The following is a 16,724-nucleotide window of genomic DNA, read 5'->3' on the forward strand; positions in this document are numbered from 1 at the left end:
CCTCTCGGTTGTCGGTGCAGTTGTGGTAACCACACCGATACCGGAGGTCCTCACCTATCTGTCGCTGCCACGCCGTCCACAACGTCCCTGCTCATTACATCTAGCCCAGCATGTCCTCGAGCTCCATGCCCTTGGTCTCGCGGATGTTGGACTTGACGAAGAGGAACGACAGCGCAGCGAAGAGCGCGAAGCCGGCGTAGATGACCCACAGTCCGACGGACGACGTCAGTGGTGGGAAAGCAAGCGTGACAGCGAAGTTGGCGATCCAGTTCGCAGCCGTGCCGATACCGAGAGCCATGGCGCGCATCCGGTTGGGGAACATCTCGCCGAGCATGACCCACATGATCGGTCCCCAGGTCGATGCGAAGAAGATGACGAACAGATTCGCCCCGACCAACGCGATCGCACCCCACGGCGACGGCAGACTGACCTCGTCGCCGCTGCCGGTCGCCTGCGAGAAGGCGACGGACGCCATGACGAGTCCGACGAACATTCCGATGGACCCCGCCATCAGCAGCTTGCGCCTGCCGATGCGATCGACGAACAGAATCGCCACGAACGTCATGGCCACGTTGATGACCGCGGTGATGACCGAGGTGGTGAAAGACTGGTCCTCGGTGAACCCGACCGACCGCCACAGCGTCGTCGAGTAGTAGAAGATCGCATTGATGCCGACCAGCTGCTGCAGGACGGCCATCGTGATGCCCACCCAGACGATCGGCTGCAGACCGAACTTGGGGCCACGGATGTCGGCGAACGACGATCGGGCCTCCTTGCGCAGCGTCAGCCTGATCTCGTGCACTCGCTCGTCGGGATGCAGCTCGCCGGTGATGTTCGCCAGAACCGCGGCGGCTTCCTCGTCCAGATGCTGACCCACCAGGTAGCGGGGTGACTCCGGGATCAGGGTGGCCAGGATTCCGTAGACCAGAGCGGGGACCACACCGACGAGGAACATCCAGCGCCACGCTTCGACACCGAACCACAGGTCGTTGGAGGCTCCGTCGGCCGCACCTGCGAGAAGGGCGTCGGACAGCAGGGCCGCGAAGATACCGATGGTGATCGCCAATTGCTGCAGCGAGGCCAGCGCGCCACGCCACTTGGCGGGCGCGATTTCGGCGATGTAGGCCGGTGCGATGACCGACGCGATGCCGATGCCGAGACCGCCGAGCACACGCCAGAGCATGAGATCGGGAACGCTGAACGCGAGCCCGGAGCCGACCGAGGAAATGACGAACAGGGCCGAGCCGAGCAGCATCACCTTCTTGCGGCCCCAGCGATCGGCGAGGCTACCGGCGAACCAGGCACCGATCGCGCAGCCGATCAGGGCGATCGCAACCACGAAGCCGGTGGTGAACGAGCCGAGAGAGAAGTGGTCTTCGATCGAATCGACAGCTCCGTTGATGACCGAACTGTCGAAGCCGAACAGGAAGCCGCCTACAGCGGCGGCGACGCTGACGCCGATGACCTTCGCTGTGTGACGGTCCGAGGTCTGATTCATGTGTGATGCACCTTCTGGCCGCGCGCGGGCGCCGGCCGCTGGGGAGACCGTACGGCAGGGATTGTCGTACCGTCCTGGGACATTACGCCTGGTCTTTCGCCGCGCGAACGACGCCGTCAGCGAAGGTCGAAATCGTCGTCCGAGACGGTGAAACCGTGGCCGACCTGATCGGTGCAGGTGACTCCGGTCTGCTCGTCGACGCTGCATCGAAGCCCGTTGGTGGATCCACTACCCGCCACGGTGAGTTCTTCGCCGTACGGGAGTGCCGCCGCGGGTCCGTCGAATCGGTGGAACTTGGGATCGCCCAGGCTCTCGAACTTCGCGGGGGAGCCGGCGATGATCTGCACGGAATTGGGTTTCACCCGGTCGGAGGATGCACTGTCGGTCACCTCGGGGGCCGAGTCGGGCAGCGAGCCGTGGCAACCGGCGATCGACGTCTCTTGTACGGCTATACCGCACTCGAACTTGCCGCTGGGGCTCGTGAAGTAGTACCAGCCCGGAGCCTTGCCCGCGTATTGCGTCGGGTTCGCTTGCTGGGCAGCCGCACTCGGCGTGGTCTTCGTGGTGCTGGACGGTGTCGTGGAGGACGGTGTCGTGGAGGACGGCGTGGCAGGCACACTGCTCGACGGCAGGCCACGGTCGGTGGTCGGAACCGCGGTGATCGGCTGAGGGCGGTCGGTGATGACCGTCGCCATGGGTCCGTCACCTCCGCCGCCCGAACCGCAGGCAGACAACAGGCACACTCCGACGACCGCCGCCAGGGCGGATCCAATTCTCTTCATGACTCGTTCCTCGGTTCGATGGGAGCGCTGGCGGGGGTTTCGAGGAGGCCGGCGTCGGGGATGGAGTTGGTACGTTGAGCAACGACCCAAAGGGAGGTGCGATGGACACGTCCGACTCCACCGTGCGTGTGAGCACGCCGTACGGCGACGTTCTCGGCTACCCGGTTGCGGGCGATGCATCGCCGACCGTCGCCTGGAGGGGTATTCCGTACGCGACGCCGCCGGTGGGTCAGTTGCGGTTTCGAGCACCGCGTCCCCTGCAGCCGTGGAACGGCGTGCTCGACGGTCTGCACTTCGGTGCGATGGCACCGCAGGGCCGCGACAGCCCGGTCCCGATCGATCCGTCGTTGTCGATCTCCGAGGATTGCCTGTCGCTCAACGTGTGGGCACCACGGCCGGACGGCGAACTGCGTCCGGTGCTGGTGTGGATCCACGGCGGCGCGTATTCGCTCGGTTCGTCTGCGCAACAGGTGTACGACGGGCGACATCTGAGCGAGAACGGCGACGTGGTCGTAGTCTCGATCAATTTTCGTCTCGGCGCATTCGGCTTTCTCGATCTGTCGTCCTTCTCCACCGACGAGCACGTTTTCGAGACCAATCTTGGCTTGCGCGACCAGATTGCGGCGCTGCACTGGGTCCGGGAGTGCATCTCCGCCTTCGGTGGGGACCCCGACGAGATCACCGTCTTCGGCGAGTCCTCCGGGGGCGCGTCGGTCACCACTCTGATGACCTCGCCCAAGGCCGAGGGGCTCTTCCATCGAGCGATCGTGCAAAGTGCCCCGGCCACGTCCGTGTACGGTCCCGAACGCGGCGCTGCGGTGGCCGCCCGGTTCCTCGAGCTCGTGGGGGTCGACCGCGAGGACGTCGGCGAGTTGCTCGAGATGCACTTCAGCAGACTGGTCACCGCGGGGGACACCCTCTGCTACGAGATTCCGACCACAGTGCCTGGGACGCTGGGGCTTTCGCCTGTCGTCGACGGAGACGTCGTGCCCCGCTATCCGGTCGCGGCCTTCCAGAAAGGTCTGTCGCACAGAATTCCGTTGATCATCGGCACCAACCACGACGAGCCCTCGATCTTCCGGTTCATGAAGTCCCCGTTGATGCCGATCACATCCGACACCGTCTCGGAGATGTTCAAGGCCATCGCGCACGATCACGCGGACATGCCCGCCTCGCGCATCGCGGAGATCATGGCCGCCTACCCGGACAGGAACAAACCCGCTGGGGCGCAGGCGATCTCGCGTGATGCAGGCTTCGTCATGCCGAGTCTGTGGATCGCCGACGGGCACAGTAGACATTCGCCGACCTGGATGTACCGTTTCGATCACGCGACGCCGATGCTCAAGGCCGCGCGAGTAGGGGCCGGCCACGCGACCGAACTGCCGTACGTGTTCGGCAATTTCGGTACTCTCAACCGAGATCCCACCTTCTGGCTGGGGGGTCGCAAACCGGCGATGGCGGTGTCGGCCCGGATGCAGCGGCGGTGGCTGGCCTTCGCGCGGTACGGAGTACCGGCCGCGCTGGACGCGTCCAAGCACTGGGCCCCGTACACCGAGAAGAATCGATGGACTCTGGTGATCGATACGTCCGACACTCTCGTCGACGATCCCGACGGAGACATGCGCGCTGCCTGGGGCGACCGGGTGGTGGGATTCAGCTGACCCGTCGCCGGCCGGCCGCCGGGTCGTTCCGCAGGCTTCACTCCTGCTCGGGACGTCACAGGCATGCATCGAACGTAACAGCAAGAACACCGGCCGCTGGAGTCACAGCGGTAACAATTGAATGTCAGGCAGGAGTGGAGCCTGCGGAATGACCCGGTTGGGTAGGCCAGTCGGTGGGTGCGGTTATGTTCGATGAGTGCTGATGTCCAGGATTGTCGAAACCTCTCGGGCCGTGGCCGCGACGCGTTCGCGCAAGGTCAAGATCGAGGAGCTCGGTGCTGTGCTGTCCGAGGCACAGGCGGGTGACATCGAACCGGCGGTGTCGTGGTTGTCGGGCGAATTGCCGCAGGGACGGATCGGGGTCGGCTGGCGCACACTCGCAGATCTGGATGTCCCGTCCGCCTCGGAGTCGACGCTGACCGTTGCCGAGGTGGACGAGAAGTTGTCCGAGGTGGCGGCGACGTCGGGCGCTGGTTCGGCTGCGCGACGTTCGGCCCTGCTGCTGGACTTGTTCTCGCGGACCACGGCCGACGAGCGTGCGTTCGTCATCAGGTTGGTCACGGGCGAGCTGAGGCAAGGTGCGCTCGAGGGCATCATGGTCGACGCTGTCGCGGCTGCCACAGCTCTGCCGCAGGCGTCGGTGCGGCGGGCGTTCATGCTGTCCGGTCGATTGTCTGCCACTGCCGTCGCCGCCATGACCGGTGGTGTCGAGGCATTGAACGCCTTTCGACTCGAAGTCGGTCGGCCGGTTCGCCCGATGCTGGCGTCGCCGGCGGAGTCTCTTCGGGGTGCCTGGGAGCAGCTGGCGGGGGATGTGACGGTCGAGTACAAGCTGGACGGTGCCCGAATTCAGGTGCATCGCTCGGGATCCGACGTGAGCATCTACACGCGCACCCTGCGCGATATCACCGCCAGTGTGCCCGAGCTGGTGGAACTGGTCCGTGCACTTCCCTGCGAGTCGGTGGTCCTCGATGGCGAAACACTCGCACTGGACGACAGTGGCAGGCCGCGTCCGTTCCAGGAGACGATGAGCCGGTTCGGTGCCGAGAGCGCACACGAATTGCTGCTGCAGCCCTACTTCTTCGACTGTCTGCATCTCGACGGCGTCGATCTGCTCGACGCTCCACTCGAAGAGCGTCTCGCAGCGCTCGACAAGGTGGCGCCGGGACATCGGATTCCGAGTGCCGTACGGCCCGACGCCGACGGGGCGGCTGCCCACTTCGATGCTGCGCTCGATGCCGGGCACGAGGGAGTCATGCTCAAGGCCCTGAGCGCCCCGTATGCGGCAGGCCGGCGCGGAAAGAGTTGGCAGAAGGTCAAACCCGAACACACTCTCGATCTCGTTGTTCTCGGCGCTGAGTGGGGATACGGTCGACGGACGGGCTTTCTGTCCAACCTGCATCTGGGGGCCCGCGATCCCGACGGCGGTGAACCGATCATGGTCGGCAAGACGTTCAAAGGCCTGACCGATGTGCTGCTGCAGTGGCAGACGGAGGAATTCCCGAAGCACGAACGCGAGCGAGATCAGCACACCGTGTACCTGCGGCCCGAGTTGATAGTCGAAATCGAACTCGACGGAGTGCAGGTCAGCTCGCGCTATCCGGGCGGGGTGGCGCTGCGTTTCGCCCGAGTATTGCGATACCGACCGGACAAGAACCTTGCCACCGCGGACACCATCGATGCCGTCCGCGCGTTGTTGCCCAACGCGAACTCGTGAGTGCACCGAGAACTGTGCACGATTAATACATACGAAACCGGACGAACGATCCCGTAACACGGCGCAAAATACCTTGAGGGTGCAAGCCAGCGAGAGATGGAGTGCCGATGATGTCCACAGTTCGAGCTGCGTTGGTCCAGAGCACGTGGACCGGTGACAAAGAATCGATGATCGAGGCACACGAGGGGTTCGCTCGGTCAGTCGCCGAGCAGGGCGCGAAAGTTGTCTGCTTTCAAGAGCTTTTCTACGGTCCGTACTTCTGCCAGCTCCAGGATGCGAAATTCTACGAGTACGCCGAATCCGTACCGGGCCCGACGGTCGACCGGTTCGCGGCGTTGGCGAAAGAGCTCGGGATCGTCATGATCCTGCCCGTCTACGAGCAGGAACAGCCCGGGTTGCTCTACAACACCGCTGCTGTGGTCGACGCGGACGGCACGTATCTCGGTAAATACCGCAAGCATCACATTCCCCACGTCAACGGATTCTGGGAGAAGTTCTATTTTCGCCCCGGCAACCTGGGGTGGCCGGTGTTCGATACCGCCGTCGGCCGCATCGGTGTCTATATCTGTTACGACCGGCACTTTCCCGAAGGCTGGCGTGCTCTCGGACTCGCCGGTGCCGAGATCGTCTTCAATCCCTCGGCGACCTCACGGGGTCTGTCGAATTATCTGTGGAAGCTCGAGCAACCCGCGTCCGCCGTCGCGAACGAGTACTACGTGGGTGCGATCAACCGCGTCGGAATCGAATCCGAGTACGGCGACGACGATTTCTACGGCACCAGCTATTTCGTGGACCCCGAGGGCAAATTCGTCGGCGAGCTGGCGTCGGATTCGGAGTCCGAGATCGTCGTTCGGGACCTGGACATGGACCTGATCAAAGTGGTTCGCGACCGATGGGCGTTCTATCGTGATCGCAGACCCGACGCCTACGGCCCACTGGTGCAACCCTGATGGCCACCACCTTCGTGCACGGCGGCACTGTCGTATCCACCACCGGCGCACAGGAACTGGATGTGCTCATCGACGGTGAGACCATCGTCGCAGTGCTGGCACCCGGCTCGGTGTCCCTGGCCGCAGATCTGACGACATCGGCGGACGTCGTCATCGATGCCACCGGGAAGTACGTGATTCCGGGCGGCGTGGACGGACACACGCACATGGAGATGCCGTTCGGTGGCACGTTCGCCTCCGATACCTTCGAAACCGGGACGCGCGCAGCGGCGTGGGGTGGTACGACGACCATCGTGGATTTCGCCATCCAGACTCCCGGCCAACGCGTCCAGGACACTTTGGCACAGTGGCACGACAAGGCCGCCGGTCGGTGCGCGATCGATTACGGGTTTCATCAGATCATCGGCGACGTCACCGATGATTCGCTGAAAGCCATGAGCGAGTTGGTCTCCGAGGGTGTCACCAGCTTCAAACTCTTCATGGCGTACCCGGGGGTCTTCTACTCCGACGACGGCAAGATCCTGCGCGCCATGCAGTCGGCGGCGGAAACGGGTGCGCTGTTGATGATGCACGCGGAGAACGGGATTGCCATCGATGTCCTCGTGGCCCAGTCCATCGCACGCGGCGACACGGCCCCGTACTTCCACGGGACATCGCGTCCGTGGCAGCTGGAGGAAGAGGCGACGCATCGAGCGATCATGCTGGCCGACGTCACCGGAGCGCCGCTGTACGTCGTGCACGTATCGGCAAAACAGGCTCTCGAACAGATTGCGCAGGCTCGGGGCAACGGGCAGAACGTGTTTGCCGAGACGTGTCCGCAGTACCTCTATCTCTCGCTCGAAGAACAACTCGGTGCACCCGGCTTCGAGGGGGCCAAATGGGTCTGCTCGACGCCCCTGCGGTCGCGGGCCGAGGGCCATCAGGACGAACTGTGGCGCTACCTGCGCACCGGTGACGTGGCAACCGTCAGTACCGACCACTGCCCGTTCTGCATGAAGGACCAGAAAGAAATGGGAATCGGCGATTTCTCCAAGATTCCCAACGGAATCGGTTCGGTGGAACATCGCATCGACTTGATGTTCCAGGGGGTCAAGAGCGGCAAGATCACCCTCGAGAAGTGGGTCGACGTCTGTTGCACCACCCCGGCCCGGATGTTCGGTATGTATCCGAGAAAGGGCGTCATCAGCCCCGGAGCAGATGCCGACATCGTGATCTACGACCCGAACGGGCACACCAGCATCGGGGTCGAGAAGACCCACCACATGAACATGGACTATTCGGCGTACGAGGGTTTCGAGATCGACGGCCACGTGGACACCGTGATGTCTCGCGGGCGCGTCATCGTCGACAGTGGATCCTATTCCGGCACTGCGGGACACGGCCGCTTCGTTCGCCGCGACCTGTCACAGAATCTGATCTGAGCCATGGACATCGGGGTGGTGCTGCAGTGCAATCCGCCGGCGTCGCGGGTGATCGATCTGGCCAGACAGGCCGAGACACATGGGTTTTCGCACGTATGGACGTTCGATTCGCATCTGCTGTGGCAGGAACCGTACGTCATCTACAGTCAGATTCTGGCCGCGACCAGGCGTGTGACCGTGGGTCCGATGGTCACCAATCCGGCTACCCGCGATTGGACCGTAACGGCGTCGACGTTCGCGACACTCAACGACATGTTCGGCAATCGAACCGTCTGCGGCATCGGTCGTGGTGATTCCGCGGTCCGCGCTCTCGGAGGGAAGCCGACAACGCTTGCCTCGCTTCGAGACTCGATCGAGGTGATCCGAAATCTGGCCAACGGGCGCAGCGCCCGGGTGGGTGAGACGACGGTGCAGTTCCCGTGGGCGGAGCATTCGACGCTGGAGGTGTGGGTCGCGGCGTACGGACCGAAAGCCCTCGAGCTCACCGGGCAGGTAGCGGACGGATTCATTCTGCAATTGGCAGATCCGGATATCGCTGCGTGGACGATCGGCCGAGTGCGTGCTGCGGCCGAGCAGGCGGGCCGAGATCCGGATTCGATCTCGATCTGCGTGGCAGCTCCCGCCTACGTCACCGACGGTACCGAGGCCGGGCTCGAACATGCCCGCGACCAATGTCGTTGGTTCGGTGGGATGGTCGGCAATCACGTCGCCGATATCGTCGCACGCTACGGCGGTGACGGCGGCGGTGTTCCGCAGGCACTCACCGACTACATCGCGGCGCGCAAAGGGTATGACTACAACGAGCACGGTCGAGCCGGAAACTCGCACGCAGAATTCGTTCCGAACGAGGTGATCGACAGGTTCTGCCTGCTCGGTACCCCGGCCGATCACATCGTCAAGCTGAAGGCGCTGGAGACACTCGGCGTCGACCAGTTCTCGGTGTACCTGCAGCACGACGCCAAGGCAGCGACGCTCGAAGCGTACGGAGAGAGCATCATTCCGCAGATTCGTACATCAGTGACGGCTACGTCGTGACGGGCGACGGGACTGTTGCCGTCGGCCAGTCGTACGCTCCGGTGAGTGTCACACCGAAGAAAGGCGGCAAGTAGATGGATCACGTGTTCTACTCCTGGTCGGCGCAGGCCGAACTGAACCCGATCACCGTCGAGGGTGCCGAGGGGTCGTGGTTCTGGGACGACAAGGGCAATCGGTACCTGGACTTCTCGTCCCAGTTGGTCAACGTCAATCTCGGGCATCAACACCCCGACGTGGTGGCCGCCATCATCGTACAGGCCCAGGTTCTGACGACCATCTCTCCGACCGTGGCCAACAACAAGCGCAGTGAACTCGCTGCTCTGATCGCCGAACGCGCTCCGGGTGATCTGAACCGGGTGTTCTTCACGACGGGCGGTGCCGAAGCCGTCGAGCACGCGGTGCGGCTGGCGCGCCAGCACACCGGACGCACGAAGATGCTTGCCGCCTACCGCTCGTACCACGGCGGAACCGGAGTCGCTATCGGTCTCACCGGCGAGCCGCGGCGATGGGGTACCGAGCCGACCAACGTCGACGTCGTACGCTTCTTCGGACCGTACCCGTACCGGTCACCCTGGGGCACAACGACTCCCGAGGACGAGACAGCCGCAGCGCTGGCACACCTCGAACAGGTCATCGTGCTCGAAGGCGCGCAGAACATCGCCGGACTGATCTTGGAATCGGTCATCGGCACCAACGGTGTGCTGATTCCGCCGCCCGGATATCTGGCCGGTGTTCGGGCACTGTGCGACAAGTACGGGATCGTCTACATCGCCGACGAAGTGATGGTCGGGTTCGGGCGAATCGGCGAATGGTTCGCGTGCCAGGCCTGGGATGTGACACCGGATCTGATCACGTTCGCCAAGGGCGTCAACTCCGGATACGTGCCCCTCGGCGGGGTCGTGATCTCGGAGAAGATCGCCTCGCAGTTCGACCACAAAGCCTACCCGGGCGGGTTGACCTACTCCGGCCACGTCCTCGGGTGCGCCGCGGGTGTGGCATCCATCGGAGTGTTCGAGCGCGACAAGATCCTTCCGCACGTGCGTCACGTCGGCGAGGACGTACTCGGTGCGGGCCTGTCCAAGCTGGCCGAATCTCATCCCAGCGTGGGCGAGGTGCGCGGCAAGGGATTCTTCTGGGCCGTCGAGCTGGTCAAGGACGGCACGACGCGGGAGCCGCTGGTGCCCTTCGCCGCGTCGGGCAAGGATGCGGCGGCGATGGGCACCGTCACCGCCGCGGCGAAGTCACGGGGTCTGTGGCCCTTCGTCGCAGGCAACCGTCTGCAGATCGCACCGCCACTGACGACGACCGGGGACGAGATTCGTCAGGGACTGGAAATCCTCGACGAGGTATTGACGGTGGCGGACGGGTTCACCGTCTGACTCGGGGTCGTGCGCGGAAACTCGACCCCTGCTACGAGGCAGGAGTGGAGCCTGCGGAACGACCCGAAAACACTGCGCGCACGTGCGGCGTCAGCCGCTCTGATCAGAGCACAGCACCGGGGTTGAGGATTCCGGCCGGATCGAGAGCGGTCTTGATTCGCCGGGTCAGTTCCATGACGTCTTCGCCGACTTGATCGGGTAGCCAGGCCTTCTTGAGGCGACCGACGCCGTGTTCCCCGGTGATGGTGCCGCCCAACGAAATTGCCAGATCCATGATGGCTCCGAATGCGACGTTGGCGCGACGGGTCATGTCGGCGTCCTCGGGATCGAACACGATCAGCGGGTGGGTGTTGCCGTCGCCCGCGTGCGCGATGACGGCGACCAACACGTCGTACTTCTTCGACAGTTCGGCGATCCCGTCGACGAGAGCCGGGAGGGCAGGGAGCGGAACACCGACATCCTCGAGCAGCAGGCTGCCGAGTCGTTCGACCGCCGGAATGGCGAATCGCCGTGCGGCTGCGAAGGCCTCACCCTCGTCGGGGTCGTCGGTGGTGAAGACATCCGAGGCACCGGCCTCGGTGCATGCTGCGGCCATGATCTCGATTTCACGTCCTCGGTCGGCGCCGGGGGAGTCGGACCGAGCGATCAGCATCGCTGCTGCCTCGCGGTCGAGTCCCATGTTCATGGCATCTTCGACGGCACCGATGGACGCACGGTCCATGAACTCGAGCATCGACGGCCGCAGGGTGCGGGTGATGGCCAGAATGGCAGTCGTCGCATCGTGCACGGAGGCGAACGAGGCAACCACGGTGCTGGCCGGAGGTTGGGCCGGGATCAATCGAAGAGTGATCTCGGTGATGATGCCCAGGGTGCCCTCGGATCCCACGAAGAGCTTCGCAAGGGACAGTCCGGCAACATCTTTCAGGCGTGGTCCGCCGAGTCGGACGGCAGTCCCGTCGGCGAGGACGACCTCGAGTCCGAGAACGTAATCGGTGGTGACGCCGTATTTCACGCAGCACAGCCCGCCGGCATTGGTGGCCGCATTGCCGCCGATGGAGCACATCTCGAACGACGACGGATCCGGTGGGTACCACAGACCGTGTTCGGCGACTGCCTTCTTGACTTCGGCGTTGAGCAGTCCGGGTTGTACGACGGCTATGCGGGTCACCGGGTCGACGGTGATCTCGCGCATCAGCTCGGTGGTGAGCACTATCCCGCCGTCGACGGCCGTGGCACCACCGGACAGGCCCGAGCCGGCCCCGCGCGGGACGACCGCCACCGCGTGTTCGGTGGCCCACCGCATGACGGCTCTGACGTCGTCGGTGGACTGCGCGCGGACCACGGCCAATGGGATACCCGCGTCGGGGTCCTTGGCCCAGTCGCGTCGGTATCCCTCGGTGATGTCGGGGTCGGTGACCACGGCACCGGCGGGAAGCAGCGCTTCGAGCTCGCTCAGGTGGGCATCTGCATCGGTAGTCACCGACATCCGGTTCTCCTCACGTCGTACATGTGACCGTCGCCACTCGAGTCTGTCACGACTCGCAGTGGGGCGTGAACGAGGACGACTCCGAGAATGTCCGAGTCACATCAGTAACACCAGCCTCAGGCGTTACCAGATCGATGCGTCGTCGACACGCAATGTTGTAGTTCGCAGCGCTAGCGTCCAGCGCAGCGCATCTCGCACCCCATGCGGTGCGGGTCGACAAGGAGGCTGCACGATGATCGATCCCGGAAGTGACTCCTGGAACTATGTGGCGGCGATGTTCTCGTACGAATTCCTCGGGGGCGGAGTCGAATACGACACCATCGAGCGCATTCACCGCGGCGAGGTCGACGAGTGGGTGCACGCGTTGCTGAAATCCGGGATGTTCGAGAGCGCGACCGTCGCGGCCATCGCCGACTCGTGGCGTGCAGCACCCCGCCGACTGTTCGACATGCTCGTCCTCGATGCCGACGAAATGACTGCTCGCCGTTGCTCTCTCGCGTGGTCGTCTCTCGACCGGCTCGCGCCGCTCGCTCGGCTGGGCTGATCACGGGTCGCACAGTCACAAATCACGGGTCACGCACCCAGAATTGTCGTCCCGGAGTCGTCGACCACGATTGCCTGGCTGTCGGTCAGTCCGTGAGTTTCGATTCCCTCGCGTCGCAGACGGCGCAGCGTCGCCCATCCCGAATCCCTCTCGTCCAGCACGGAATCGAGATGCGGGACGACGGAGAAGTCGACGAGACCGAGCCCGCTCCACACCGGATCGATGCCTGCGATCGGCCGTACCTCGTTCGGGTCGTCGGCATCCTCGACCCCGGCCAGCGACGGCGCAGCGACACACGCTCCCGCGCTGTATCCGCCGTAGGCGATGGTGTCGGCCCGAACGCGCCCGCGGATGACCTCGTCCGCACCGGAACGAGCCATCTGAGCGCGCAACACGAACGTGTTGCCACCGCGGACCCAGACTGCGTCGAACGCTGCCAGGGCGCGCTCGAATGCGGCCGGTCTCCCGGCGAAATCGCGCAGATCCAACTCCGACGGCCGGTATCCCAAGGCGCGTAAGGGCCCGAACTCGCTGCGGAGCGAGGATTCGCGGGCGGTGGCGGGCCAGGCATCGGCCGCATTGGCGATGACCGCGAGATCGGCAGGCGGGCCGGTGAGGCGGGCGAACTCGTCGGAATGGCCGCCGAATCGATACGAAGACAAGAACAACCTCACGAGGTCTGCTCCCCGGCGACCCTGGCCATTCCGGATCGGATTGCCTCGGCCACCCGCTCGGGTTCACGCAGGCGACGGGTGACGAACCCCGCCGCGAACTTCAGTCGGTCGCGGTCCCAGCGCGGCACCACGTGCAGATGCAGGTGAAAGACGGTTTGGAATGCGGCGACGCCGTCGTTGATCACCAGGTTCGCACCGTGGGCGCGGAGGTCGGACTCGCGCACTGCGCGCGCCAGCGTGTGCCCGACGCGGAAAACCTCGGCAGCTGTGTCCGGTCCGGTGGAGGTCAGGTCTGCGGAATGCTCGCGCGGAACCACCAGAAGGTGGCCCCTGCTGATCGGTCGAATATCGAGAAAGGCGACGGTGTGCTCGTTCTCGAACACGCGGTGGGCAGGCGCGTCGCCGGCGACGATGGCACAGAAGATGCAAGATTCCACGATTGTCACTGTAAGGTCCGATCATCACGGTTAGACCTGTATGGCGTGCATCACAATTGCTCGCCCTGTAGTCGCGAAATGTCGAAACGGACTCGATTCAGAACGAATCGGACTGTGTTCTGGGTTACCCGCGCTCCATTACCTGTGGCTACTATCAGGAACCTCGTGCCTTGTCGCATGGGTTCGTCCACTCGTCGCAGATTTCGAGCCATTGGCCGATCGGTGGGCACCATTCAACGCAGGAAGACGGAGATTTGGATACATCGCAGAGCACTGAAAAGGGTTCGGGATCCACGACGGTCGTCGGTGTGGTCCGCGAATCGGGGGAAGGTGAGCGACGTGTCGCTCTGGTCCCGAAGATCGTTGCCGCGCTCACGGGCAAGGGTGTCGAGGTCGTCGTGGAATCGGGTGCCGGACTCGGCGCTCTGATCCCGGACGAGCTCTATGTCGCAGCCGGGGCCACGATCGGCGATCCCTGGGGCTCGGAGGTCGTGGTCAAGGTCGCGCCGCCCACCGACGCAGAGATCTCGAGGCTGAAGTCGGGCTCGACGCTCATCGGTTTCCTCGCCCCACGCAATGCCGAGAACAGCATCGGCGCGCTGAAGGCCGCCGGAGTACAGGCGTTCGCGGTCGAAGCCATTCCGCGTATCTCCCGCGCTCAGGTGATGGACGCCTTGTCTTCTCAGGCGAACGTCGCCGGGTACAAGGCCGTTCTGTTGGCCGCGTCGGAGTCCACGAGGTTCTTCCCGATGCTGACCACCGCCGCCGGAACGGTCAAGCCGGCGACCGTGCTCGTTCTCGGTGTCGGTGTGGCCGGCCTGCAAGCCCTGGCCACCGCGAAGCGTCTCGGTGGTCGACCCACCGGCTACGACGTGCGACCGGAGGTAGCCGACCAGGTCCGTTCCGTCGGCGCGCAGTGGCTCGATCTGGGGATCGATGCTGCCGGCGAAGGCGGCTACGCGCGTGAGCTGACCGAGGACGAACGCGTCCAGCAGCAGCGTGCCCTGGAAGAGGCGATCAAGGGATTCGACGTCGTGATCACCACGGCGTTGGTGCCCGGCCGTCCCGCGCCGCGTCTGGTGACGGCCGCCGCAGTCGAGGGTATGAAGCCCGGCAGCGTCGTGGTCGACCTGGCCGGTGAGACCGGCGGAAACTGCGAACTCACCGAGCCCGGCCAGACCGTCGTCAAGCACGACGTCACCATCTGCTCGCCGTTGAACCTGCCTGCCACGATGCCCGAGCACGCCAGCGAGCTGTACTCGAAGAACATCTCGGCATTGCTCGAGCTCATGCTGGTCGACGGCGCACTCGCTCCGGATTTCTCCGACGAAGTGCTCGCCGGTGCCTGCGTGACACGTGAGAAGGAGAACTGATGTACACCCCGCTTCTCGCGAACATCGCGATCCTGGTGTTGTCCGGGTTCGTCGGTTTCGCGGTGATCTCCAAGGTGCCGAACACCTTGCACACCCCGCTGATGTCGGGAACCAACGCCATCCACGGCATCGTCGTGTTGGGCGCGTTGGTCGTCCTCGGAAAGGTGCACGACCCGTCCATCGGACTGCAGGTCATCCTGTTCGTCGCGCTGGTGTTCGGAACCGTCAACGTCATCGGTGGCTTCGTGGTCACCGACCGCATGCTCGGCATGTTCAAGTCCAAGCCGGTGCCCGCCAAGACCTCGAAGGGTGCTGACTCCTGATGGACAATCTCGTCAACATTCTCTACATCGTCGCCTTCGGCATGTTCATCTACGGTCTGATGGGTCTGACCGGACCGAAGACAGCCGTGCGGGGCAACCAGATCGCCGCCGTCGGCATGTTCATCGCCGTGGTGGCCACGCTGATATCCATTCGCGACACCGGTAACTGGATCCTGATCATCGTCGGACTCGTCGTCGGCGTGGCACTGGGAATCCCGCCTGCGCGACGGGTGAAGATGACGGCGATGCCGCAGCTGGTGGCTCTGTTCAACGGCGTCGGCGGTGGCACGGTCGCACTGATCGCGTGGGCCGAGTTCCTCGACACGTCCGGATTCTCGAACTTCAACCACGGAGAGTCGCCGACGGTGCATATCGTCATCGGCTCACTCTTTGCGGCGATCATCGGTTCCATCTCGTTCTGGGGCTCGCTCATCGCCTTCTTGAAGCTGCAGGAAACTCTGCCCGGCTCGCCGATCACCATCGGTAAGTTGCAGCAGCCGCTCAACGCTCTGCTGCTGATCGGCGCTGTGGCCGCTGCAGTGGTCATCGGCATCAACGCCACTCCGGGCGGCGGCGTGTCGCAGTGGTGGATCGTCGCGGTTCTCGTACTGGCAGGCATCCTCGGTCTCACGGTGGTACTGCCCATCGGCGGCGCGGACATGCCGGTCGTCATTTCGCTGCTCAATGCTCTGACCGGTCTGTCTGCTGCGGCTGCGGGTCTGGCGCTCAACAACACCGCGATGATCGTGGCGGGCATGATCGTCGGCGCGTCCGGCACGATCTTGACCAACCTCATGGCCAAGGCCATGAACAGGTCCATTCCGGCGATCGTCGCAGGTGGATTCGGCGGCGGCGACGCGGCTGCAGGCCCGGCCGGTGCAGGCGGGGGAACCGCCAAGGCGACCTCGGCGGCAGACGCAGCGATCCAGATGGCCTACGCCAACCAGGTCATCGTCGTGCCCGGCTACGGCCTTGCCGTCGCTCAGGCGCAGCATGCCGTCAAGGACATGGCCAAGTTGCTGGAGTCCAAGGGTGTCGAGGTCAAGTACGCCATTCACCCGGTCGCCGGTCGCATGCCGGGACATATGAACGTGCTGCTCGCCGAGGCCGACGTCGCGTACGACGCGATGAAGGAAATGGACGACATCAACGACGAGTTCTCTCGCACCGACGTCACGTTGGTCATCGGAGCGAACGACGTGACCAACCCGGCGGCGCGCAACGATCCGTCGAGCCCGATTCACGGGATGCCGATTCTCAACGTCGATCAGTCGAAGTCGGTCATCGTCCTCAAGCGGTCGATGTCGTCCGGCTTCGCCGGAATCGAGAACCCACTGTTCTTCGCGGAGGGCACGTCGATGCTGTTCGGCGACGCAAAGAAGTCGGTGTCCGAGGTGACCGAGGAGCTCAAGGCCCTCTAGTCGGTCGCCTTCTCGGCCCGGAT

Annotated in this window: 15 protein-coding genes; 10 read left to right on the forward strand and 5 right to left on the reverse strand. The window is 64.3% G+C overall.

Going from position 1 to position 16,724, the window contains the following annotated elements; all coding sequences use genetic code 11:
- Positions 1-100: 100 nt before the first annotated feature.
- Complete coding sequence (locus tag CH268_RS21365) at positions 101-1,498, reverse strand: sugar porter family MFS transporter (protein ID WP_027497956.1); 1,398 nt, start codon at positions 1,496-1,498, stop codon at positions 101-103.
- A gap of 116 nt (positions 1,499-1,614) precedes the next feature.
- Positions 1,615-2,280 carry a hypothetical protein gene (locus tag CH268_RS27975; RefSeq protein WP_032383716.1) on the reverse strand — a complete coding sequence of 222 codons (666 nt, stop codon included), beginning with the start codon at positions 2,278-2,280 and terminating at the stop codon, positions 1,615-1,617.
- Between the two features lie 101 nt (positions 2,281-2,381).
- On the opposite strand from CH268_RS27975, the gene CH268_RS21375 reads away from it, so the two are divergent.
- From CH268_RS21375 to CH268_RS21400, 6 genes are all read left to right on the forward strand, one after another.
- On the forward strand, positions 2,382-3,941 hold the full coding sequence (locus tag CH268_RS21375; protein ID WP_094665838.1) for a carboxylesterase/lipase family protein: 1,560 nt from the start codon (positions 2,382-2,384) through the stop codon (positions 3,939-3,941).
- Positions 3,942-4,137: 196 nt separating this feature from the next.
- On the forward strand, positions 4,138-5,658 hold the full coding sequence (locus tag CH268_RS21380; RefSeq protein ID WP_094665839.1) for an ATP-dependent DNA ligase: 1,521 nt from the start codon (positions 4,138-4,140) through the stop codon (positions 5,656-5,658).
- Between the two features lie 110 nt (positions 5,659-5,768).
- Complete coding sequence (locus CH268_RS21385) at positions 5,769-6,608, forward strand: nitrilase-related carbon-nitrogen hydrolase (RefSeq protein ID WP_217900929.1); 840 nt, start codon at positions 5,769-5,771, stop codon at positions 6,606-6,608.
- Entirely contained in the window at positions 6,608-8,029 is a 1,422-nt protein-coding gene (gene hydA, locus CH268_RS21390; RefSeq protein WP_094652246.1) for a dihydropyrimidinase, read from the forward strand. The genes CH268_RS21385 and hydA overlap by 1 nt, the downstream gene beginning before the upstream one ends.
- Positions 8,030-8,032: 3 nt before the next feature.
- Positions 8,033-9,064, forward strand: a complete 1,032-nt coding sequence (locus CH268_RS21395; protein WP_094665841.1) for a TIGR03842 family LLM class F420-dependent oxidoreductase — start codon at positions 8,033-8,035, stop codon at positions 9,062-9,064.
- Positions 9,065-9,138: 74 nt separating this feature from the next.
- Positions 9,139-10,443 carry an aspartate aminotransferase family protein gene (locus CH268_RS21400; RefSeq protein ID WP_094665842.1) on the forward strand — a complete coding sequence of 435 codons (1,305 nt, stop codon included), beginning with the start codon at positions 9,139-9,141 and terminating at the stop codon, positions 10,441-10,443.
- A gap of 103 nt (positions 10,444-10,546) precedes the next feature.
- Here CH268_RS21400 and CH268_RS21405 read toward each other — a convergent pair whose 3' ends face one another.
- Positions 10,547-11,929: an FAD-binding oxidoreductase gene (locus tag CH268_RS21405; RefSeq protein WP_057473191.1), complete on the reverse strand. Its 1,383-nt coding sequence runs from the start codon at positions 11,927-11,929 to the stop codon at positions 10,547-10,549.
- Positions 11,930-12,161: 232 nt separating this feature from the next.
- Here CH268_RS21405 and CH268_RS21410 point away from each other — a divergent pair, with 232 nt between their 5' ends.
- A complete protein-coding gene (locus CH268_RS21410; protein ID WP_027497947.1) occupies positions 12,162-12,473 on the forward strand; it encodes a hypothetical protein in 312 nt (103 codons plus the stop codon).
- A 29-nt stretch (positions 12,474-12,502) separates the two neighbouring features.
- On the opposite strand, the gene CH268_RS21415 is transcribed toward CH268_RS21410, so the two are convergent.
- Both CH268_RS21415 and CH268_RS21420 read right to left on the reverse strand, forming a co-directional pair.
- Positions 12,503-13,147 (reverse strand): Type 1 glutamine amidotransferase-like domain-containing protein, encoded by a 645-nt coding sequence (locus CH268_RS21415; RefSeq protein WP_094665843.1) that lies wholly within the window; start codon positions 13,145-13,147, stop codon positions 12,503-12,505.
- On the reverse strand, positions 13,144-13,584 hold the full coding sequence (locus CH268_RS21420) for an HIT family protein (RefSeq protein WP_094665844.1): 441 nt from the start codon (positions 13,582-13,584) through the stop codon (positions 13,144-13,146). The genes CH268_RS21415 and CH268_RS21420 overlap by 4 nt, the downstream gene beginning before the upstream one ends.
- A 254-nt stretch (positions 13,585-13,838) precedes the next feature.
- Here CH268_RS21420 and CH268_RS21425 point away from each other — a divergent pair, with 254 nt between their 5' ends.
- From CH268_RS21425 to CH268_RS21435, 3 genes are read left to right on the forward strand one after another with little or no spacing between them, the layout of a single operon-like run.
- Positions 13,839-14,957, forward strand: coding sequence for a Re/Si-specific NAD(P)(+) transhydrogenase subunit alpha (locus tag CH268_RS21425; protein ID WP_032365557.1), 1,119 nt, complete (start codon positions 13,839-13,841; stop codon positions 14,955-14,957).
- Positions 14,957-15,280, forward strand: a complete 324-nt coding sequence (locus tag CH268_RS21430) for an NAD(P) transhydrogenase subunit alpha (protein WP_027497943.1) — start codon at positions 14,957-14,959, stop codon at positions 15,278-15,280. Before CH268_RS21425 ends, CH268_RS21430 begins: the two co-directional genes overlap by 1 nt.
- Positions 15,280-16,701, forward strand: coding sequence for an NAD(P)(+) transhydrogenase (Re/Si-specific) subunit beta (locus CH268_RS21435; RefSeq protein WP_027497942.1), 1,422 nt, complete (start codon positions 15,280-15,282; stop codon positions 16,699-16,701). Before CH268_RS21430 ends, CH268_RS21435 begins: the two co-directional genes overlap by 1 nt.
- The last annotated feature ends 23 nt before the right edge of the window (positions 16,702-16,724 follow it).

The sequence above is a fragment of the Rhodococcus sp. 06-1460-1B genome (assembly GCF_002258475.1).
In the GTDB taxonomy this organism is placed as follows: Bacteria; Actinomycetota; Actinomycetes; order Mycobacteriales; family Mycobacteriaceae; genus Rhodococcoides; species Rhodococcoides fascians.